Raw genomic sequence first — 20,246 nt, forward strand, 5'->3', positions numbered from 1 at the left:
CCGATGATCCATCTCGCCTGGGCGATCCTCGAGCGGATCCTGCCCCGGGTGGCGTCGGCGCTCATCATGCTCGTCCTCGCGGCCCGGCTCACGCCGTCCCTCGTCGGCATGTACGCGTGGATGGTCCTCGCCCTCACGCTCGTCCAGACCGTCGGCGATACGGCCGCCCGGCAGACCGCCGTCGTCCACGGTGGCACCGAGGCCGGGGACCGGTTCGTCCACCGGTTCCGGGTCTGGTCCGCCCTGATCGGAGGCGCCGTGCTCGCAGCGACCGTCGGAGCCCTGCTGCTGACGTCTGGCGGGCCGGACCGATGGCAGGCGATCACCCTCACGCCGTTCGTCCTCGTCCCGGCGGCATCAGCAGTGGGCACCGACGCCCTGGTCCGCCTGCAGCGAGCCGGGAGATGGAAGGAGATCGCATCGCATCAGGCGTGGTCGTCGACAGCCTCCCTGCTCTGCAGCGTGCCGACCCTCCTGGCGACGGGATCGCTGCTCGCCAGCGCCCTGCAGGCGATGCTCGCGGAGGCGGGGTTCGCCCTGCTCAACCGGCGACGCGCAGCGCGACTCCCCCGCGCGTCCGCCGCCGACGCGCATTCCCGCGAACCGACCGTGAACGTCCTGGGCGACTACCTCCACACGGCACTGTTCTCGCTGCTCGGCTGGGGACAGGGACAGACCGACCGCCTCTCGATCGGGGCTCTCGCCGGCGGGGCACGTCTGGGCCAGTACGCGTTCGCCATGTCGCTGTCGCGGAGCATCGGCGACGCGGCGGCGCTGGCTGCGATCAACGTCCTCCGGCCGGTCCTTGCCGAAGCGGCACGTGACGGCCGAGGGTCCGAGATCGTCGCGCTCACGGAGGCTTCGCTTCGACGATCCCTGGTCCTGGCGGTCGTGGCCGCCATGGCGACGAGCATCGGGGCTGAGCTGGTCGTGGGCCCCTTCCTCGCAGACGACTGGGACCCCGCCCTGGCACTCGTCCCAGTCCTCACGCTGTCGGTCGCCCCCTCGGTCGTCGCCTGGTCGGTCACGGCAGTCCTCCAGGCCGAGAGCCGGATGCGCTGGGCGAGTCCCATCAAGGCGGTCGGTGTGCTGCTGTCCCTCCCGGTCGGCGTCGTCGCCCTCAACGACCTGCAGTTCGCGGCCTGGCTCGTGAACGCCCGGGAGCTCGTCGTGATGGCACTGCTCCTCCTCGCCGCGCGTCATCGGGCGCCGTGGCGGGGCGGCCTCCTCGCGCTCGGCGTCGTCGTGGCCGGCGCGGCCCTGTGGCATCTGACCCGAGGTTAGGCCGGCTGCAGCAGATCCCTGACGATGTCCAGGGCCCCCTGGCTCGCGTAGCGCTGGTACTCGCCGCGGGGAGCACGCAACAGGACAGGGAGGATCCTTCGCCATCGGGCCGGAGGGAGATCGGCCCGGAACCGCTCGAAGGCCGATTTGGCGTCGACGGCCGAGCGATCGGCGAGTGGCGCCGGCTCAAGGGTGTCGAGCCAGGAAGCGAGTCCGGCGACGCGATCCGCGATGTCGCGATTGCGCTGACGCCCCGGCTGCATCAGTCTCGAGATCTTGTACGCCAGCGTCGGCTCGACGATCCCGATCTGGTTCGCGCCGTGCTGACGGTAGTCGACGAGCGGTTCGTCCAGCAGCTCGATGGGTCCGCGCGATGCGGCGACGATCGCCAACCACTCGTCGTGGACCCATGGAGCCGGGAACGGCACGGCCGCGTCGAAGACCTCTCGTCGGAGCATCGCGGTCGCACCGGTGACCAGATTGCGCCGCAACAGCACGCCGAAAGCGTCGCCAGCCCGGATCCCGTCTCGTTCGTGCGGGCCGATCGACAGCGACGCGAAGAGCGTGGTGCCGAGGGACGCCCCGTCGGCTCCGACGAGACGGGCGTCGGAGCACACCATCTGGAGCTCCGGACGCGCGTCGAAGGCGGCCGACGCACGCTCGACGCGGTCAGGCCGCCAGACGTCGTCCTGATCGGAGAGGACGATGAGGCTCCCCGTGGTCGCGCGGATCGCCCCCTCGAAGTTCTTCGTCACGCCGAGTGGACGCGGATTCCGGAGGAGGCGGACCGGGACGGACGACTCAGCGGCGAAGCGTTCGACGATGGCGGATGTCCCATCAGTCGAACCGTCGTCGCTGACCACGATCTGCCCAGGGAGCACGGTCTGCGCGAGCATGCTGGCCAACTGCTCTTCGAGGAACACGGCGCCGTTGTAGGTGCACAGGGCGACGGAGACGCGTCCGTCGACTGCTGCTGTTGCTGGCATGGACCCGCCCCTCACCGCTCATGGACCGCGGACCAGCCTATCCCGACCGCCCCACTGGTATCCTCGTGCCTTATGCCCCGCGTAGCCGTCGACCTCCTCTCGTACACCGGAACGAAAGGCGGTATGGAGACCTACGCCCGCGAGCTGTACCGCGAGATCGGCCGCCTCGGCAGTGAGTTCGAGTTCGTCGGACTCGCCAGCAAGGAGGGATATCAGCTCGACCGTTCCTGGTTCCCCGGGGACATGATCGACACCGGTATCAGCGGAGAGAACCGCTTCCGGTGGGCGATCGGCGAGCTCTGGTCGATCGGTCGCATCGCCAAGCGTCACCGTGCGGATCTGTTGCACTGCCCGGCTCTGCTCGGTCCCGCCCGGAGCAGCATGCCCACCGTGATCTCCATGCACGACATGCTCTACTGGAGCCAGCCCCAGATGATGAGCACCCCGGCGTTCACCGAACCCGTGAAGTTCATGGAGCGCCTGGGTGCACGGAACGCCAGCCGGATGATCACCATCAGTGAGGTGTCCCGGCGCGAGATCATCACCTACCTCGGCTTCCCGGCGGACCGCATCGACCTCATCCCCCTCGCCGGCACCGCCCTGCCGATGGGCGAACGACGACCGGACACGGAGCACCCCTTCATCCTGGCGACGGGCAACCGGCGCCCGCACAAGAACTGGGCTGGTCTCATCAGGGCGTTGCCGCTCGTGGACGAGGCGATCCGTCCTCGGGTGGTCATCACCGGCAGCCACGGGGAGGACCCGCTGCGCGCCGTCGTCGACGAGGTCGGCATGCACGACTGGGTCGAACTGCGATCGTGGTTGAGCAGCGAGGAACTCGGCCACCTCTACGAGACGGCGACCGCGCTCGCCATGCCGTCCTTCCACGACGGTTTCAGCCTGCCGGCACTCGAGGCCATGATGGCCGGGCTCCCTGTGCTCATCTCCGACATCCCCGTGTACCGGGAGGTCGCGGGCGATGCGGCCGAGTACTTCGACCCGCACTCCTTGGAGTCGATCGCCAACGCCATGACGACGGCGGTTAGCGACCCCGCACGGATGGCAGAACTCACCGAACAGGGCAGGGAGCGCGCCAAGCAGTTCTCCTGGGAACGCGTGGCGACACGCACACTCGAGACCTTCCGGACCACACTCGCCTGACGCGACGCGGCTGGATGGCGAGCGACCGCCATCCAGCCGCGTCGCGCTACTCCGACTGCGGCTGGATGACCGGGATCGACTCGGTGTCGGCCGGGCCGAGCGCGATCGTCGGCATCGACACCGTGATGAGCGAGCCGTCGGCGCGGCGGCTGCCCTCGATGTCGCTCGCGCTCGGCTCGCCGACGAGGTGCGGACCCTGGTTGTCGAGCGGAACGGTGACCGTCGTCCCTGCCTCGACGAGCACGTTACCGCCGCCGACGACGAACGACGCGGAATCGCCCTCTTCGACGGTGAACCGCATCTCGGTGCGCCGGACGGAGATACGCACCCGCGTGCCCTTGACCGTGAGTCGGAAGGTGATGCCCTGCCAGTCGACCGGCAGGCGCGGCGAGAAAGAGATCACGCCGCCGTGGTCGCGCATGCCCGCGAAGCCGAGCACGAGCGCACTCCACACGCCGCCGGTGGAGGCGACGTGCACACCGTCAGGGGTGTTGCGATGCAGGTTCGCGAGGTCGACGAACAGTGCTGACCAGAAGTACTTGAGCGCGAGCCGCTGGTACCCGACCTCGGCGGCGATGATCGACTGCACGACCGCCGACAGGGTCGAGTCGCCCGTCGTCAGCGGGTCGTAGTAGTCGAAGTCGGCGAGCTTCTCCTCGTCGGTGAAGTGGTCGCCCTGCAGGAGCAGTGCCAGCACGACGTCCGCCTGCTTGAGCACCTGGAAGCGGTAGATGACGAGCGGGTGGAAGTGCAGGAGGAGCGGAAGGTGCTCCGGAGGCGTGTGATCGAGGTCCCACAACTCCTTTTCGAGGAACTGGGCGTCCTGTGGGTGGATGCCGAGCCGCTTGTCGAAGGGGATGTGCATGTGCTCGGCGGCGCGCTGCCACTCGCGGACCTCCGCGTCGTCGAGCGACAGCCGCGTGACCAAGCGCTCGAAGGAGGCCGGGTCGTCCTCGCGGAGGCGCTCCACGGCCTCGACGGCCGACAGCAGGTTCGCCCGTGCCATGACGTTCGTATAGAGGTTGTCGTTCACGACGGTGGTGTACTCGTCGGGCCCCGTGACCCCGTAGATGTGGAACGAGTCCTTGCCGTTCGCGCGCCAGAAGCCCAGGTCGGCCCACATGCGGGCCGTCTCGACGAAGATGTCGACGGCTCCGCGGGCGAGGAAGTCCTCGTCCCCCGTCGCCGCGACGTACTGCCGTAGCGCGTAGGAGATGTCGGCGTCGATGTGGTACTGCGCCGTGCCGGCCGCGTAGTACGCCGACGACTCGAGCCCGTTGATCGTGCGCCACGGGAACAGGGCGCCGTGCTGGTTGAGCTCGGTCGCGCGGGAGCGGGCGGCGTCGAGCATGTTCTGGCGGAACCGGAGGGCGTTCCGTGCGACGAGCGGCGCCGTGTAGCTGAGGAACGGGAGGACGTAGACCTCGGTGTCCCAGAAGTAGTGGCCACCGTACCCGGACCCGGACACACCCTTCGCCGCGACACCGCCGCCGTCCGTGCGTGCGGACGCCTGCGCCAGCTGGAAGAGGTTCCAGCGCGTCGCCTGCTGGATGGCAGGCTGTCCGTGGACCTCGACATCGGAGCGCGCCCAGAAGTCCTCCAGCCACAGCTCCTGGTTGCGGATCGCCGATTCGATGCCGTTCTCGGCGGAACGGTCGAGCGTGCGGGCGCAGCGGTCGGCGAGTTCCTTCGGCGGGACGGCGTTCGAGGTGTGGTAGCTGATGATCTTGGTGAGCTTCGTGGGCACGCCCGCGCGACCGCGGATCGTGAACACGTGCTTCGCGAGGTCGGACTCGATGTGCGTCGAGACCTCGTACTCGTTCTCGGTCTCGATCGTGTGGTCGGCGCCGGCGACGATCGTCATGCCGGAGTTCGTCGTCTGGTACCCGAGCATCGCTCGTGGACCGTCGATGAGCTTGTAGCGAGGCTGCAGCACCCGCTCGGTGAGGGACTCCGCCTTGCGCGGGTCGCCCATCCCCGGCTCGGGTGCGTTCGTCAGGTAGTCGTCCTGACGGTCCTGGCGGTTGATGATCTGACTGGAGAGCACGAGCGACGCGTCCGCGTCGAGCAACGTGACCTCGTAGTCGAGGACCGCGAGGTGGCGGTCGGTGAAGGACACCATGCGACGGGAACGGATGTGGACCCGCTTCCCGGAGGGCGTCCGCCATTCGAGTTCGCGGCTGAGGACACCGGTCTTGAAGTCGAGGCGACGTTCGAAGCTCAGGAGGTCGGCGTCGTTGAGGATCAGCGGCTCGTCGTCGACATAGAGGCGGACGACCTTCGTGTCGGGCGCGTTGACGATCGTCTGGCCGACGCGCGCGAAGCCGAACGCCTCCTCGGCGTGACGGATCGGCCAGGTCTCGTGGAACCCGTTGATGAACGTGCCGTGGACGTGGCCGTCGCGGCCCTCCTCGACGTTGCCGCGGAACCCGAGGTAGCCGTTGCCGAGCGCGAACAGGGTCTCGGTCGTGCCCTCGTCGTCCGCGTCGACGTGCGTCTCGACGAGCGCCCAGTCGTCGAGCGGGAACCGGTGACGGTCGAGCGGGTCGCTGGTGATGTGGTTCATGCCTGGTCCTCGGAGAAGTCGTGGGGTGCCGTGGGGGTCTGTGAGTCGGCCGGCGCGTCCGGCCCGGCTGTTCGCGAGGCCGACCGCAGTGGGTCGACGAGCTCGGCGAGGTCATCGACCACGATGTCCGCACCCGCATCGATGAGCGCCTGGTGTCCGATACCGCGGTCGACGCCGAGCACGAGACCGAAGTCGCCGCGGCGGCCGGCCTCGACCCCGGAGTGCGCGTCCTCGACGACGACGCACTCCGACGGAGCGTAGCCGAGCAGGCGACCGGCCTCGACGTAGGTGTCCGGTGCGGGCTTGCCGGCGATCCCCTCGCGCGCAGCGACGACGCCGTCCATCACGACCGGGAACCGCTCACGGAGCCCTGCCGCTCGGAGGACGACCTCGGCGTTCTTGGAACTCGACACCACGGCGACCTCGAGCCCTGCCTGCTCGACCGTGTCGAGGAAGGTCAACGATCCCGGGTACGCGGCGATGCCGTCCGCTTCCAGGACGGCCGTGAACACCGAGTTCTTCCGGTTGCCGAGACCGCACACGGTCTCCAGCTCAGGCGCGTCGGTCGGTGAACCCTCAGGGAGCGTGATGCCGCGTGACGCGAGCATCGCGCGCACCCCGTCGTACCGCGGCTTGCCGTCGATGTACTGGAAGTAGTCGGCGTCGGTGTACGGCTCGGTGATCCCGTGGGCGAGGAGCTCGTCGGTGAAGAGCTTCGCCCAGGCGTGCATATGGATCTCGGCGGTCGGGGTGATGACGCCGTCGAGGTCGAACAGCACCGCCCGGCAGCCGAGGAGCCGCGCGGCCGCCTCGTCGAGGGTCAGGACGTCGTTCGATGGCGCGTTGATCGGCTGGGTCACGGTGCACGGTCCTCGTCGGTTTGGGGGAAGAGGTGGACAGTGGAACGGAAGCTGCTGCGGACCGGTGGGGCGGCCGCGCAGACCCAGCCTAGGAGAGTTTGGCCACCACGTCGTACACGCGGTCGATACCGGCGTGGACCGGGAAGTGGTGGTTGCCGACGAACAGCCCGTCCTCGTGGATCTTGTCGGCGGCGGGGAGTTCCGCCGGGACCTTCGCGTCGAGGTACTTCATGACCGGGTTCTTCGTGAAGTTGCCCGCCACGATGGGCCGTGACTCGATCCCCGCGGCGGCGAACGCCTGCACGACCTCCTTGCGGCGGCCGGCGAGCGCGCCCTCGAGCACGAGGGAGAAGCCGAACCAGCTGCTCTCGCCCTGCTCGCGCTGGATGCGCACGGAATCGAGGTCGGCGAAGCGTTCCGTCCAGTACACGGCGTTCTCCCGACGGCCGGCGATGAGCTGTGGGACCTTCTGGATCTGCTCGATGCCGATCGCGCCGGACATCTCGAGCGGGCGGACGTTGTACCCGGGAAGGACGAAACGGAAGAGGTCGTCCCACTCGTCGCCCGACTTGTCGTGGACGGCGTTCTTCTCGGGGAGTCCGCGGGTCCAGCCGTGAGCCCGCAGCGAGATGAGCATCTGCGCCGTGGCCTCGTCGTCCGTCAGGATCATCCCGCCCTCCATCGTCGAGATGTGGTGGGAGAAGAAGGCGCTGAACGTCCCCATCGCACCGACCGTGCCGGCGAACCGACCGTCGTCCTTCGCGCCGAGGGACTCGCAGTTGTCCTCCAGCAGGAGGAGACCGTGACGTTCGGCGAGTGCCGTGAGCGCCGCGAAGTCGTTCGGGTTGCCGAGGAGGTTGACCGCGAAGATCGCCTTGGTGCGCGGGGTGATGGCGGCCTCGGCGAGCGACAGGTCCATGTTGAGGGTGTCGACGTCGATGTCGACGAAGCTCGGGATGAGGCCGTACTGCTGGAGCGGGTAGTAGGTGGTGGCCCAGGACACGGCGGGGACCAGGACCTCGTCCCCCGCCTGCAGGTCGACCCGGTCGTCGAGGACGGCAGCGGCGATCGCGAGGAGGTTCGCGCTCGAACCGGAGTTGACCATGACGCCGAAGCCGGCGCCGAACGCACTGGCGAAATCGCGCTCGAACTGCGCGACCAGCGGCCCCATGGTGAAGCGGCCGCTGTCGACGACGCGCTGGATGGCGGCGTACTCCGCGGCGTCCCAGGAGGAGGTCGCGAGGGGGAAACCGGAGTCGAAGGTGTCGTCGGTCATGCTGTCTGGGGCTCCTGAGCTGCGAGGTAGGCGTGGTAGCTCGCGGCGACGCCGGCCGCGAGCGGGGTGGTGGGGTTCCAGCCGAGCGCACGGGCTGCGGCTGAGTCGAGCAGGCGCTGGTGCACGCCGGAAGGTTTGGTGGCGTCGTACCGGAAGCGACCGGTGAAGCCGGCGGCGCGACCGGCTGCTTCGTAGTACTCGGTGATGCTGTGGTCGACACCCGGCCCGAGGTTGAGCGTGACGGGCCACGCGTCGAGTGAGCCGAGCTGCGTGACGAGCCACGCCGCGAGGTCGGGCGTGTAGGTGAACTCGCGTCGGGCGGTGCCGTCGCCCCAGACCTCGACCTCGTCGGAGCCGCTCGCCACGGCGGCGTGGACCTTGCCGAGGGCGGCGGCGATGAGGTGCGCCTGACCGTGGGTGTAGTCGTCGCCCGGGCCGTAGAGGTTCGACGGCACTGCTGCGCGATAGGCGAACCCGTACTGCCGACTCGCGTACTCGCAGAGCTTCGTCCCGGCGATCTTCGCGAGCGCATACCCCTCGTTCGCGCCCTCCAGCATGCCGCTGAGGAGAGCGCCCTCACCGATCGGCTGTGGGAGCCCCTCGGGGTAGATCGCCGCGCTCGACACGTAGAGCAGCTCGGAGACACCGGCGTCGATCGCGCCTCGGATGACCGAGGTGTCGATCAGGAGGTTGTCGAGCAGGAAGTCGGTGGGACGCTGCAGCTTCGCCTGGATGCCGGCGACCTTGGCGGCGGCGTGCACGATCGCGTCCGGCGCCGTCCGGCCGATAAGGGCTGCGACGGCGGCTCGATCGGTGAGGTCGGCGTCCGCACGCGTCGCCACGATCAGCTCGTCGGCGGCGCGGAGCGTGGGCCAGACCGCGGCGATGCTCGAACCGAGCATGCCGGCACCACCGGTGAGGAGGACGCGCACCGCGCCTAGACCTCCGCGGTGTCGATGTAGGGCTTGCCCGACGCCTCGAGCTCGGCGACGTCGGAGTCGACCATGATCTGCGCGAGGCGCGGCGGGAGCACCTTCGGGGTCCAGCCGAGGACGGACTCGGCCTTCGCGTAGTCACCGATGAGCGCGTCGACCTCGGTGGGACGGAGGTAGCGCTCGTCGAACTTGACGTACTTCTCCCAGTCGAGGTCGAGTCGCTCAAAGGAGAACTGCAGGAAGTCCTTGACGGTGTACGCGGTGTTGGTGGCGAGCACGAAGTCGGTCGGTTCGTCGGCCTGCAGCATCCGCCACATGCCCTCGACGTAGTCGGGCGCGTAACCCCAGTCGCGGACGGCGTCGAGGTTGCCCATGTACAGGAAGTCCTGCTGGCCGGCGGCGATGCGCGCGGCGGCGCGGGTGATCTTGCGGGTCACGAAGGTGCCACCGCGTCGCGGCGACTCGTGGTTGAACAGGATGCCGTTGACCGCGAACATCCCGTAGGCCTCGCGGTAGTTGCGGGTGATCCAGTAGGAGTAGACCTTCGCGACGCCGTAGGGCGAACGCGGGTAGAACGGGGTCTCCTCGTTCTGCGGCGGCGGCGTCGCCCCGAACATCTCGGAACTGGACGCCTGGTAGAAGCGGCAGTGGAGACCGATCTGGCGGATGGCCTCGAGGAGCCGGACCGTCCCGATGCCGGTCGTGTCGCCGGTGTACTCCGGCTCGTCGAAGCTGACCCGTACGTGCGACTGCGCGGCGAGGTTGTACACCTCGTCGGGCTGGATCTCCGCGAGCAGTGTCGCGAGGCGCGAGCCGTCGGCCAGGTCGGCGAAGTGCAACTGGAGCCTGGGCGAACCGTCGTGGGTCGCCTCGGGGTCGTAGATGTGGTCGATCCGCCCGGTGTTGAAGGTCGACGCGCGACGCACGAAACCGTGCACCTCGTACCCCTTCGACAGCAGGAGTTCTGCGAGGTAGCTGCCGTCCTGGCCGGTGATACCGGTGATGACGGCCTTCTTGGTGGTGACGCCTGTCGTGGCCGGGGCCGCCGGGGCTGATGTCTCAGTCATGGAAGACCACTCTACCCGGGCCGTGGTCTCCTTCGGGCGGCCCTCCCGCTCCGGAAGCTTGCTACCGTACCGGGGTGACGCTCGACATCATGATGCCTTTCTACGGCCGCTTCGACCACTTCCGCACGGCGGTGCTGAGTGTGCTCGCGCAGACCGATCCGGACTGGCGGTTGGTCGTCGTCGATGACGTGTATCCGGACACGGCGCCGGGCGAGTGGCTGCAGTCGCTCGGCGACGATCGCATCGTGTACCTCCGCAACGAACGGAACCTCGGGGTGAGCGGCAACTTCGACCGCTGCATCGAACTCGTGACCGCGGAACGGTGTGTCCTCATGGGGTGCGACGACGAGCTCCTCCCGGAGTACGTGGCGCGGATGGCGACCATCGCGGCGAGATTCCCCGACGTCGACCTCATCCAGCCCGGTGTGGAAGTGATCGACGAGGACGGGCAGGTCGTCCGACCACTGGGCGACCGGATCAAGGCGATCCTCCGACCGGCCGCACCCGAGCCGGTCCGGCTCGCCGGCGAGCGACTCACGGCCAGCCTGCTCCGCGGCAACTGGGCGTACTTCCCGTCCGTGTGCTGGCGCGTCGATTCGGTTCGGCGCTTCGGGTTCCGGGCCGACCTCCACGTGGTCCAGGATCTCGCCCTGATGATGGAGATCTTCCGCGGCGGCGGCACGCTCGTGCTCGACGACACCACGGTCTTCCGGTATCGCCGACACGGCGGGAGTGTGTCCTCCTACACCGCCGTGGACGGCAAGCGCTTCCAACAGGAGCGCACGGTGTTCGCCGAGGAGGCCGCCCGACAGGCGGCACTCGGTTGGAACCGGGCTTCTCGAGTCGCCCGCGCGCACGTCACCTCGCGGCTGAACGCGGCCCTGCAACTCCCGAAGGCGGCGCTCGCCCGCGACACCGCGGGACTGCGCATCCTGCTCCGGCACACCTTCGTCTGATCAGCCCGTCGCACGGATCGACCAGGCTCTCCCTGAGTAGGATTGCCTCATGCCGCACCAGCTCGAACGCACGCTCATCGTCATGCCGGCGCTCAACGAGGAGGCGTCCGTCGCCGCCGTGGTGCGTGAGGTCCAGGACAAGCTGCCGGGTGTCGCGATCCTCGTCGTGAACGACGGCTCGACCGACGACACGACCGTCCAGGCGAGGTCTGCGGGCGCCGTCGTGGCCGAGCTCCCGTTCAACCTCGGGGTCGGCGGTGCGATGCGGGTCGGCTTCAAGTACGCGCTCGAGCATGGGTACCGCAACGTCGTGCAGGTCGATTCGGACGGACAGCACGACCCGGCCGGCGTGCTGCAGCTCCTCGATGAACTGGCGACCGCCGACCTCGTCCTCGGCGCACGGTTCGCGGGTGCGGGCAACTACGAGGTGCGAGGACCCCGCAAGTGGGCGATGGTCGTGCTCTCCGGCGTCCTCAGCCGCGTCGCACGGACGAAGCTCACCGACACGACGAGTGGTTTCCGCGCGACGGGACCTCGGGCGGTCCGGCTCTTCGCCGAGCACTACCCTGCCGAATACCTCGGTGACACGATCGAGTCGCTCGTGATCGCCGCGCGCGCCGGTTGCGTCATCCGCCAGGTGCCCGTGGCCATGCGGCCCCGCGCTGGCGGCACCCCGTCGCACAACCCGTTCAAAGCCGCGACCTACCTGGCGCGCGCCGGCCTCGCGCTTGTGTTCGCACTCATCCGACCGCCGGTCGCGCTCCAAGGAGAGGTGGTGACCGCATGATGCCCCTCGGCACCTACATCCTGGGCATCGTCGCCGCCCTGTTCACGCTCGGGGTCGTCATCGAGATGCTCCGACGCCGCAGGATGCGCGAGCGCCACGCCGTGTGGTGGCTCGTCGCCGGCTGCCTCGCGCTCATCATCGGTGTCTTCCCCCAGGTGCTCGCCGGTGTCGCCGTCGCGATCGGCGTGGAGATCCCGACGAACCTCGTGTTCTTCGTGAGCATCCTCGTCCTGTTCCTCGTGAGCATCCAGCACAGTTCGGAACTGACCACACTCGAGCAGCGGAGTCGGACGCTCGCCGAGGAGAGCGCTCTGCAGGACCTGCGCATCACCGAGCTTGAACGCCGACTCGCCGACGGCGCACCGGACGAGGGCAACGGCACCGCCTGACGCCGGCAGCGCCTGAGCGCCCCTCAGGAAGCGACCGGGCGTCCGCGCAGGAGTCCGACCACGTGCACGACGAGCCCGGCGACCGGTCCGACCGTGAGCGCCAGGAGCGTGCGCTCGTGGAGGCCGAGCGGAAGCAGCAGGGTGGCGACCATCGCGAGCGCGGCGACGATCCATCCCGCCGCGAAAGCGGTGTGCTGCGATCGTGAGAGCGTCGCGGACCCGGTCACGCACAGTGCGCCGACGAGCCCGGCCGTCGCGACGAGCAGCCCGATGGTCCCTCCCGCGAGGACATCGGAGCGCCCGAACACGATGGAGAGCGCCCACGGACCGAGCCACCACGCGAGCAGGCCCAGCACCCCTGCCACCACGATGACGAGGACGACCATCCGGAGGACCCACCCGAGCACGGCGTCCGCGTGGGAACGGAACACGATGACGAGGTAACTCTGCAGCGCCAAGACGACGATGACGATGGGCGCCCGGGTCAGCGTGATGGCGTAGGTGAGCGATCCGAAGGCGTTCGGCGAGACGGTGTCGCCCGTGGCCTGGATGACGAGGGGCAGCCCACTCACCATCACGCCCGTCGCCGCGGAGGCGACCACCGTCCGCAGCACGTTCCAGCTGAGGGCCGTCGGACCGACGTCGATGCCGAACCGGCCGACCACCCCGCGGCGGACGAAGGGCCACAGGATGAGCGGTGTCAGCACGAACGGCGCGGCGACACCCCAGGCGAGCAGCGTCGTGTCGTCGGTCACCAGGAGGAGGCCACCGACGATCGCGAACCGCAGGAGCCCGTCGACGATCGTCAGTGCCGCAACCGAGGTCCAGAGCGAGAGGCCGTACAGGACGCCGGCCGTCGCAGCCACGATCACGTAGGCGGCGAGTCCGACGACGAGCTGCGGGACCAGTGCCCACCCCGCGTCGGGGAAGACCGCCCCGACCCACAGCCAGGCGGTCGCGGCGACGAGCACGGCAGCGACCGCGGACGCGGCGAGGGCGAAGTTCCGCACGACCGGCGCGCGCGTCGACGTCTCGACCGTGACGGGATCCGGGTGCGTCGCGCGGGCCACCTCCTGCTGCACCCCGGAGAGGGCGCTGACCAGGAGGTAGAGCGCGGACCAGAAGACGGAGAACGGCGCGTACGCCGCCGTTCCGAGCGCCGCCCCGGTCACGATCTGCAACAGGTAGCCCGCGCCACCTCCGACAGCCGTAGCCACGAGGATGAGGACGGCGCCGTTGGGTCCGCGACGCGCGGCGTCGGCGGGCGTGGCGCTACCGGGAGCCGACACGCCGGTCCTCGACGGGAGGGTGCAGAACGAGAGGCACGGAGCGGGATCCTTCGCTTGGGACGGACGACATTCGATGGTACCGCCGCACCGGCCGCCGCCCAGGTCGGCGGGTAGACTGACGCAGCAGACCAGACCGAACGCGCGGCCAGATGCAGCGTGTGCTCCCTGATTGGACCAGCCGCCCATGGCCTCAGCCCCTTCCGTCCCACCGATCGACGACCGGGAACGGGGGGCACGCCAGGCTCATGGCCTCGTCCGCCGCTTCCTCATCGTGTTCGCGTTCGCGTGGATCGTCTGCACGGCGATCACGAGCGCCTGGGCGCTGACGACCCCGCTCGCGGCAGCACCCGACGAGCCGGCGCACATCGTCAAGGCCGCTTCGGTGGCTCGCGGGCAGCTCGTCGGACCCTCGACGCCGAAGGGCAACGTGGTGCAGGTGCCGTCGTACATCGCCTGGACCAACAATCAGACCTGCACCGCCTTCACCGAGACGGTCACGGCCGACTGTGTCACGCAGGTGCCGGGCGACCCGACCACCCTCGTCGACATCACCACCACGGCCGGACTCTACAACCCGCTGTACTACGTCCTCGTGGGGTGGCCGTCGCTCGTCTTCGACGACTCCACGGGCATCTTCGCCATGCGGCTCATGAGCGCACTGGTCTGCTCGTTCTTCCTCGCCGTCGGCTTCGCGCTCATCGCCACCTGGCGCCACCGTGCCCTGCCCGTCATCGCCTTCCTGACCGCGGCGACACCGGTCACCCTGTTCCTGGCGGGGACGATCAACCCGAACGGCCTCGAGGTCACCGCGATGATGGCGGCCGTCGTCGGACTGCTGACGATCACGACGAGACAGTCCGCGGCCCCGCTGTGGCTCCCCTTGAGCGCTCTCGTGGTCGGCGGCGTCTTTGCAGCCAACACGCGTGGTCTGTCTCCCTTGTGGCTCGCGATGGCCATCGCTGCGGCACTCGTGCTGCTACCCGGTCGGGACCTCCTCGCGCTGTTGAAGCGCCGTTCGGTGCAGGTGACGATCGTCCTCGTCGCGCTCGGCACCGCCGCCGCCGCCGCATGGTTGCTCGGCTCGAACTCGCTCGCCATGGCGGTCGACCCCAATGCGCCGCCTCCCCCGTACCCGCACGTCGGTGACGCGCCCATCGTCGGGGTCGCGGTCATCCTCGACCTCACCTTCTACTACGGTGCGCAGATGATCGGCGAGTTCGGCTGGCTCGACACGCCCGCCCCCGACGCGGTGTTCTTCATCTGGCCGGCCGTCATCGGCCTGCTGCTCCTCGGCGCCGGTGTCCTCCTCCGCGGGCGTCGACTGGTGGTCGCCGTCCTCCTCATGGCGGCCGTCGTCTTCGTCCCCGCGCTCCTCCAGGGCGTGTGGGTGACCTCGGGAGGGATCATCTGGCAGGGCCGGTACACGCTGCCGCTGTTCGCGCTCATGCTTCTCACCATCGGCGCACTGCTCGCCGAGCACGGCTCGGCGCTCGGCCGCTCGATCCAGCGGCGACTCGTCGTGATCCTGATCGCCGCGCTCGGATTCGCCCAGTTCCTCAGCTACATCGGGGCGCTGCGCCGGTACAGCATCGGCGACACCGGTGGGAGCTGGCTCGCGATGATCACCCGGCCGGAGTGGGCGCCGCCGGGCGGCATGACGCTCTGGCTCGCCATCGGCGTCCTCACGATCGGAGCGGCCTGCTTCGGAGCAGCACGACTCGCCTTGCGCGCGCGGGCCGAGGACGAGCTCGTGACCGTTCGCTGACACCCCTCCCCCGCTGCGGACGACGAAGGCGCCGACACCCTGGAGAGTGTCGGCGCCTTCATCGTCGCATCGGCGTGGTCAGTTCACGCGGACCGTGGTGCAACCGAAGAGCACGTTCTTGCCGGTGTTGAACACCGCGGTCCCGATCCCGTAGCCACAGACCTTGTAATCACCAGCGGCCGTCACCGGTATGGACTCGCTGAGCCCGTGCGCACCGCCGTAGGCGGGATAGATCCGTGCAATGTCCGAACGCACCTTGTCAGCCTGGAACGCGTACCCCTTCACCGTCCCGTCGGGCGCCGTGACATAGACGTGCATCTGGATCGGCGTCTTCGGAAGCTGTGCGTCGACCGTCCACCCGGAGACGGACAGCGAGGCGTTCCCGGCCGTCGTCGAACCGGACACCTGGGCTCCGTCGAACGACCCGACCGGGTAACTCGTCCCCACGGTCACGGTGCGGCACCCGATCGTGGAGTTCATCCCGACGCTGAGCGGCGACACCGCGATGCCGTAGGCGCACACCTGGTAGTCACCGGGAGCCGTGACGGGGAAGGACTCGGAGAAACCATGCGGTCCGGTGGCCCCGTAGACACGATTCACGTCATCACGCTGGCCGCCGGACCCGCGCACATAGCCGGAGCGCTTCCCGGTCGGATCGGTGATGTAGACGTGTACCGGGATCGCTGTTCCGAGTGCGCCACGATCAAGCGTCCATCCACCCACGTTGATCGACGCGCCTGTGGCTGACTGACTGACGTCGACGAGATCCAAGCTGCCGGCCGGGAAGTCCTTCACGAGGTCGACCGCCACACAGCCGAGCTCCGTGTTCACTCCGACGTTCTGCCAGAACTTGGCGATGCTGTAAGCACAGACCTCATACCGCCCGCCTGCAGACACCGGGAAGCTCTGGCTGAACCCGTGGGCAGCGCCCGCCCCAGGGTACACGTTGGCGACATCGGGGCGTGATGCGGACGCCGTCATGGCGGTTCCCGGACGTTGCCCGTCGGGTTGCCTCACGTAGATGTGCACGTCGTTCGAAACCGACTTGGCGTCAGGATCCATCGCCCACCCCGCGACGTAGAGCGCCGTCGTCGAACCGCTTCCGGTAACCCGGACCGCGTCGAGTGAACCGATCGGCGCATCCTGCGGCACGCTCACCGACTTGCATCCGAGCAACCGGTTGGCGCTCAAACCGATCCCGTATACGCAAGCGGTGTAGGTCCCCCCACGGGTGACGGTGATGTTGGTGCTGTAGCCGTGGGCCTCACCGGCGCCCGGGTACGCGCGCGCGACATCCGGTCTGGACTTGTTCGCCTGCATGACCGACCCCTTGGTCGAGCCGTCAGGGTAGGTCAAGTACACATGCGCCTCAAGCGATGCGGAGGTGCGGTTGAGGTCCAGGGTCCAGCCCGACAGGGAGATGGTCGCATCATTCGCCCCGACGTTGACGCTCAACGCGTCGTAGGCGCCTGCAGGGTTCAACACCCCGTTGGTCGGTCCGAACCAGTCGGTGTAGATGCGGAAGAAGTTCCGGTTGCCGTACGCACTGCAGCCGTCGCCCGTGCCGTAGAGGTTCGCGAGCGCCGCGGCGTTCGGCTGGTACGGCGTGTAGTTGTACAACCCTGCGGTCGCGGCGTTCTCGATGAAGACGTTGCTGGACCCGCACGAGGCGGTCGGCGAGAACCGGACGGCGTTGACGCGCCCAGGAACATGGTTCCACCGGGTCGGGTTCGCCTGGTAGTTCTTGAACTGCAGTGCAGCCGCGTACACCTGGTTGAAGAACCCGTAGTAGGTCGTGTCGCAGTCGGCCGTGTCCGGGCACCCGTAGCCGGTCGCGCTGCGGTACTGCCGATCGCTCGGCCAGGTGTCGGTGATGAGTCCCTGTTCCTTCTCGATGAGGACGATCATGGCCTTCTGGCTGATCCCGCAGGCCGCTCCCACCTTGGAGATGATGCTCGCCGCCGATTCCCGACCGGAACCCGCATAGGCGGCACAGCGACCGGAGACAGCGGCCCGGGAAGGAGTCGCCTGAGCGTAGTCCTTGAGGCAGGTGTAACCGGCACGACAGCTCGGCACAGCTCGATTCAGGAAGTCCTGGACCGCAGGCGCGCTCATGGCGCCGCCGTCGTAGAAGAGCTGGTCGCTGATGATCGAACCGGCTCGGAAGTCGGACCCGTTGGCGGCCTCGGCGCTCGGGGCGACGGCCGGGGCGACCGTCAACACGCCGACGAGGAGAGCGAAGACCGTCGCGATGACGATGAGTGGGCTGCGGCGCGTCATGGTACCTCCACCGTCAGCGGCTCAGAGGTGAGCGCTCCGGCCTTGTCCGATTGGTAGGAGAGGACGGCCGTCCACGTCCCGCTGGTGAAGTCGCTGATCTGGGTTTGAACGGTGCCGCACGAGGTGGTCTTCGAGTCGGCGAGTCCCTCGCTGGTGACGACCACGTCCGGGCCCGAGCCGGAGAACGTGAACGTGCAGGTCCCGCCGTTCTCGATGACGCCGGCGATGTAGCCGGATGCCGAGACCGTCGTTCCGTCGGGGTCGACACCGGCGAACACTATGACCGCGTCGAGCGGGATCGGTTCCGGATCCGCGGTTTTGAAGGTGGGTTCGACGCCTGGAAGCAGGGTCTGGCTCGGCGTCGGGCTTGCGCTCGACTCGGCCGGATCACCGCCGAAGCAGCCGGTCAGACCGACGCCGACGAGCAGAGCCGTCACCACGCAGGCCGCTGGGCGTATGCGCCACTCGGTCATCAGTCCTCCTCGGCACGCCGGATGTGCCCCTTTCAGGGTACCGGGTTCGAAACAGCTGTCGATGACCTGAATGTCGGCGCGTCGATGGTGCTCAGGCCGAATCGGGCGTCCACGAGCGCGATCGCGAACGTCGGGAAGCGTAGGGGTGGTAGGCGTCGTCCGGGTGTTCGGGAAGGTACGGGTCACGGTAGATCACGCCCCAGCGAGCACGTACCGTCCTCAGTTCCCACTCGTGCACGATCGCGATCCGGGTCTTCGACTCGTAGTGGTAGAGGTGCACCCGAGCGAGATACAGGATACGAAGTCCCAGGGAGCGCACTTTCAGGGACAGGTCGACGTCGTTGAAGTTCAACGGCAGCGACTCAGTGACGCCGCCGACGCGAGCGTAGGTGTCGCGGCGCAGCGCGGCGCATGCGGCGGTCACGCCCGAAACCTCGCGGTCGATCTTGAGAGCGGCGTGCGGCGCCGAATCACCGAAGCGGTAGGCGGTGAGCGGATGCGAGAACCCTCGATTCGCGTAACGGTGACCGGCGTGCTGGATGAGCCCGTCCTCGTACACGAGCTGCGCGCCGGTCATTCCGACGTCCGCTTGGAGCAACGGTGCGACCAGCTCGACCAGGAAGTCGTCCGAGATGACCTCGACGTCATCGTTGAGCAGGACGATCATCTCGCCGCGGCTCTCGACGAACCCGACGTTGCACTTCTCCCCGTAGTTGAACGGCCGGTCGAACGGCACCAGGGTGAGCCGATCGCCGGCGATCTCGCGCAGGAGGTCGAGGACGGTCGCCGGCGTCGTCAGGTCGTAGACCACGACGATCTCGAGATCGACGTCTCCGGCATGCTCGAGCACGGACCGGACGGCACCGATCACGAACACGCGCTCGACGTCGTCGATGACTCCCGAACTGCCGCGCGTGGGGATGATCACGCTGACCGAGGTCGCCGGGTCCAACGCGCGGCGGACGCGAGCGGTGTTCGGCCAGTCACCACGCTCGGCGGTCGCGTCGATACCGACCCGTTGGAGATGCGCATCGACCGCACGGACACCCGCATCCCAGGTGTATGGTTTCGCCCCGCTCGACGAGGCGGTCGACTCAGGAAGGGCCCTCCAGTGGTACAGGACCTCGGGGATGTGGTGCACCACCCGTGCGCGTTCGGTGACCTTCAGCGCGAGGTCGTGGTCCTGCGATCCGTCGTAGGTGCTGTCGAATCCACCGACCGCTCGGACGAGGGCAAGACGCATGACCGACAGGTGCCCGAGGTACATGTGCGAGCGGAGCCGCTCGGGCGACCAGTCCGGCTTTTTGAAGACGTCGTAGTGGTACCCGTCGAGGTCCACCTTGTCCTCGTCGGTGTACACGTAATCGATCCGATCGTCCGCGGCGATCGCCTGCGCGACCTGCGCGAGCGCCCCGTGGCCGAGGAGGTCGTCGTGGTCGAGCAGGACCAGGAACCGCCCGGTCGCCGCGGCGACGCCGTCGTTCGATGCAGCGGAGATTCCGCCGTTCGATTCACGGGTGACGACGACGATCCGGTCGTCCTCCGCCGCGAAGCCGCGAAGTGCCTCGAGGACCCGGGGATCCGGCGAGACGTCGTCGACGAGGATGAACTCCCAGTCGCGGAACGCCTGCCGCCGGACCGATTCGACCATCTGCCGCAGCATGTCGATCGGAGGATTGTAGACCGGGGTGACGACGCTGAACAGTGGAGCGGTCACGAGCGGCGCACCACCGAGCGGATGCCGCTGATGGGCTTGATGACGGCGGAGCCCAGCTTCCAGGTGGTCGACGCCAGGATCTGGTCGACCTCGGTACGGGTCCGCTCGTCGCGCAGTTCGAGCGCGAGACGGTGGTCTCGCAGCAGCTTGTGCACCTCGTGCACGAGCCCCTCGCGTTCGTCCTCGAGCTGGTCCACCCGCGCGAAGGCGACGGCGAGCTCGGTCTCGGCGAACCGATCGACCTCAGCACGCAGGGTGTCGCGCTCCGCCGCCAGACCGACGAGGCGGTCGGCGTCGAGCAGCACGCGGTGTTGGAGCGCCTTGACCTGCGCCACGAGCTCCTCAGTGCTCCGCCCAGCGGGCTGCACCCACAGGGCGCCGTCGTCCGCGGTCCCCGCCTCGTGTTCCGTCTCGTCAACCATGTCCATGCAACCTTCCTGAGCGACGCCGTCACG

Annotated in this window: 17 protein-coding genes; 6 read left to right on the forward strand and 11 right to left on the reverse strand. The window is 68.6% G+C overall.

The features are described 5' to 3' along the window. Positions 1-3: 3 nt before the first annotated feature. Positions 4-1,284 carry a lipopolysaccharide biosynthesis protein gene (locus AC4PMY_RS16375; protein ID WP_071262498.1) on the forward strand — a complete coding sequence of 427 codons (1,281 nt, stop codon included), beginning with the start codon at positions 4-6 and terminating at the stop codon, positions 1,282-1,284. On the opposite strand, the gene AC4PMY_RS16380 is transcribed toward AC4PMY_RS16375, so the two are convergent. Next, positions 1,281-2,270 carry a glycosyltransferase family 2 protein gene (locus tag AC4PMY_RS16380; protein ID WP_071262499.1) on the reverse strand — a complete coding sequence of 330 codons (990 nt, stop codon included), beginning with the start codon at positions 2,268-2,270 and terminating at the stop codon, positions 1,281-1,283. The two genes, AC4PMY_RS16375 and AC4PMY_RS16380, sit on opposite strands and share 4 nt — an antisense overlap. 72 nt (positions 2,271-2,342) lie before the next feature. On the opposite strand from AC4PMY_RS16380, the gene AC4PMY_RS16385 reads away from it, so the two are divergent. Further along, positions 2,343-3,431, forward strand: a complete 1,089-nt coding sequence (locus tag AC4PMY_RS16385) for a glycosyltransferase family 4 protein (protein WP_083397465.1) — start codon at positions 2,343-2,345, stop codon at positions 3,429-3,431. 46 nt (positions 3,432-3,477) lie between these two features. Here the strand turns inward: AC4PMY_RS16385 and AC4PMY_RS16390 are convergent, their stop codons facing one another. From AC4PMY_RS16390 to gmd, 5 genes are all read right to left on the reverse strand, one after another. After that, entirely contained in the window at positions 3,478-5,997 is a 2,520-nt protein-coding gene (locus AC4PMY_RS16390; protein WP_071262501.1) for a glycoside hydrolase family 65 protein, read from the reverse strand. Then, positions 5,994-6,821, reverse strand: a complete 828-nt coding sequence (locus AC4PMY_RS16395; protein WP_082916052.1) for an HAD family hydrolase — start codon at positions 6,819-6,821, stop codon at positions 5,994-5,996. Before AC4PMY_RS16395 ends, AC4PMY_RS16390 begins: the two co-directional genes overlap by 4 nt. Before the next feature lie 124 nt (positions 6,822-6,945). Beyond that, the gene (locus AC4PMY_RS16400; RefSeq protein WP_064295205.1) at positions 6,946-8,133 is read right to left on the reverse strand and encodes a DegT/DnrJ/EryC1/StrS family aminotransferase; all 1,188 of its coding nucleotides are present in this window, start codon (positions 8,131-8,133) and stop codon (positions 6,946-6,948) included. Then, on the reverse strand, positions 8,130-9,065 hold the full coding sequence (locus AC4PMY_RS16405; protein ID WP_491623212.1) for an NAD-dependent epimerase/dehydratase family protein: 936 nt from the start codon (positions 9,063-9,065) through the stop codon (positions 8,130-8,132). The genes AC4PMY_RS16400 and AC4PMY_RS16405 overlap by 4 nt, the downstream gene beginning before the upstream one ends. A gap of 5 nt (positions 9,066-9,070) precedes the next feature. Beyond that, a complete protein-coding gene (gene gmd, locus AC4PMY_RS16410; RefSeq protein WP_064295204.1) occupies positions 9,071-10,135 on the reverse strand; it encodes a GDP-mannose 4,6-dehydratase in 1,065 nt (354 codons plus the stop codon). Positions 10,136-10,209: 74 nt separating this feature from the next. Here gmd and AC4PMY_RS16415 point away from each other — a divergent pair, with 74 nt between their 5' ends. Genes AC4PMY_RS16415 through AC4PMY_RS16425 form a run of 3 tightly spaced genes read left to right on the forward strand, consistent with a single transcriptional unit; the run spans position 10,210 to position 12,267 of the window. Further along, entirely contained in the window at positions 10,210-11,091 is an 882-nt protein-coding gene (locus AC4PMY_RS16415) for a glycosyltransferase family 2 protein (RefSeq protein WP_491623213.1), read from the forward strand. Between the two features lie 49 nt (positions 11,092-11,140). Next, entirely contained in the window at positions 11,141-11,878 is a 738-nt protein-coding gene (locus tag AC4PMY_RS16420) for a glycosyltransferase family 2 protein (RefSeq protein ID WP_064295202.1), read from the forward strand. Continuing rightward, a complete protein-coding gene (locus AC4PMY_RS16425; protein WP_491623214.1) occupies positions 11,875-12,267 on the forward strand; it encodes a DUF2304 domain-containing protein in 393 nt (130 codons plus the stop codon). Before AC4PMY_RS16420 ends, AC4PMY_RS16425 begins: the two co-directional genes overlap by 4 nt. Before the next feature lie 23 nt (positions 12,268-12,290). Here AC4PMY_RS16425 and AC4PMY_RS16430 read toward each other — a convergent pair whose 3' ends face one another. Next, complete coding sequence (locus AC4PMY_RS16430; protein ID WP_071262502.1) at positions 12,291-13,556, reverse strand: hypothetical protein; 1,266 nt, start codon at positions 13,554-13,556, stop codon at positions 12,291-12,293. Positions 13,557-13,740: 184 nt separating this feature from the next. Between AC4PMY_RS16430 and AC4PMY_RS16435 the strand changes: the two genes are divergently transcribed. Then, positions 13,741-15,321 carry a DUF2142 domain-containing protein gene (locus AC4PMY_RS16435; protein WP_491623215.1) on the forward strand — a complete coding sequence of 527 codons (1,581 nt, stop codon included), beginning with the start codon at positions 13,741-13,743 and terminating at the stop codon, positions 15,319-15,321. Between the two features lie 78 nt (positions 15,322-15,399). Here AC4PMY_RS16435 and AC4PMY_RS16440 read toward each other — a convergent pair whose 3' ends face one another. The 4 genes from AC4PMY_RS16440 to AC4PMY_RS16455 form a co-directional block, all read right to left on the reverse strand. After that, positions 15,400-17,601 (reverse strand): hypothetical protein, encoded by a 2,202-nt coding sequence (locus AC4PMY_RS16440; RefSeq protein ID WP_064295199.1) that lies wholly within the window; start codon positions 17,599-17,601, stop codon positions 15,400-15,402. Continuing rightward, the gene (locus AC4PMY_RS16445; RefSeq protein WP_491623216.1) at positions 17,598-18,074 is read right to left on the reverse strand and encodes a hypothetical protein; all 477 of its coding nucleotides are present in this window, start codon (positions 18,072-18,074) and stop codon (positions 17,598-17,600) included. Before AC4PMY_RS16445 ends, AC4PMY_RS16440 begins: the two co-directional genes overlap by 4 nt. Before the next feature lie 91 nt (positions 18,075-18,165). After that, complete coding sequence (locus AC4PMY_RS16450) at positions 18,166-19,791, reverse strand: glycosyltransferase family 2 protein (RefSeq protein WP_491623217.1); 1,626 nt, start codon at positions 19,789-19,791, stop codon at positions 18,166-18,168. Beyond that, positions 19,788-20,213 carry a hypothetical protein gene (locus AC4PMY_RS16455; RefSeq protein WP_139205509.1) on the reverse strand — a complete coding sequence of 142 codons (426 nt, stop codon included), beginning with the start codon at positions 20,211-20,213 and terminating at the stop codon, positions 19,788-19,790. Before AC4PMY_RS16455 ends, AC4PMY_RS16450 begins: the two co-directional genes overlap by 4 nt. Positions 20,214-20,246: the final 33 nt, after the last annotated feature.

It is taken from the genome of Plantibacter sp. MDV22-iso1, from assembly GCF_058408345.1.

Bases quoted from the DNA above. Each gene is read 5' to 3' on its own strand.
- AC4PMY_RS16375 (WP_071262498.1), top strand. From the start codon at position 4: ATGATCCATCTCGCCTGGGCGATCCTCGAGCGGATCCTGCCCCGGGTG.
- AC4PMY_RS16380 (WP_071262499.1), bottom strand. From the start codon at position 2,270: ATGCCAGCAACAGCAGCAGTCGACGGACGCGTCTCCGTCGCCCTGTGC.
- AC4PMY_RS16385 (WP_083397465.1), top strand. From the start codon at position 2,343: ATGCCCCGCGTAGCCGTCGACCTCCTCTCGTACACCGGAACGAAAGGC.
- AC4PMY_RS16390 (WP_071262501.1), bottom strand. From the start codon at position 5,997: ATGAACCACATCACCAGCGACCCGCTCGACCGTCACCGGTTCCCGCTC.
- AC4PMY_RS16400 (WP_064295205.1), bottom strand. From the start codon at position 8,133: ATGACCGACGACACCTTCGACTCCGGTTTCCCCCTCGCGACCTCCTCC.
- gmd (WP_064295204.1), bottom strand. From the start codon at position 10,135: ATGACTGAGACATCAGCCCCGGCGGCCCCGGCCACGACAGGCGTCACC.
- AC4PMY_RS16420 (WP_064295202.1), top strand. From the start codon at position 11,141: ATGCCGCACCAGCTCGAACGCACGCTCATCGTCATGCCGGCGCTCAAC.
- AC4PMY_RS16425 (WP_491623214.1), top strand. From the start codon at position 11,875: ATGATGCCCCTCGGCACCTACATCCTGGGCATCGTCGCCGCCCTGTTC.
- AC4PMY_RS16435 (WP_491623215.1), top strand. From the start codon at position 13,741: ATGGCCTCAGCCCCTTCCGTCCCACCGATCGACGACCGGGAACGGGGG.
- AC4PMY_RS16440 (WP_064295199.1), bottom strand. From the start codon at position 17,601: ATGACGCGCCGCAGCCCACTCATCGTCATCGCGACGGTCTTCGCTCTC.
- AC4PMY_RS16445 (WP_491623216.1), bottom strand. From the start codon at position 18,074: ATGACCGAGTGGCGCATACGCCCAGCGGCCTGCGTGGTGACGGCTCTG.
- AC4PMY_RS16455 (WP_139205509.1), bottom strand. From the start codon at position 20,213: ATGGTTGACGAGACGGAACACGAGGCGGGGACCGCGGACGACGGCGCC.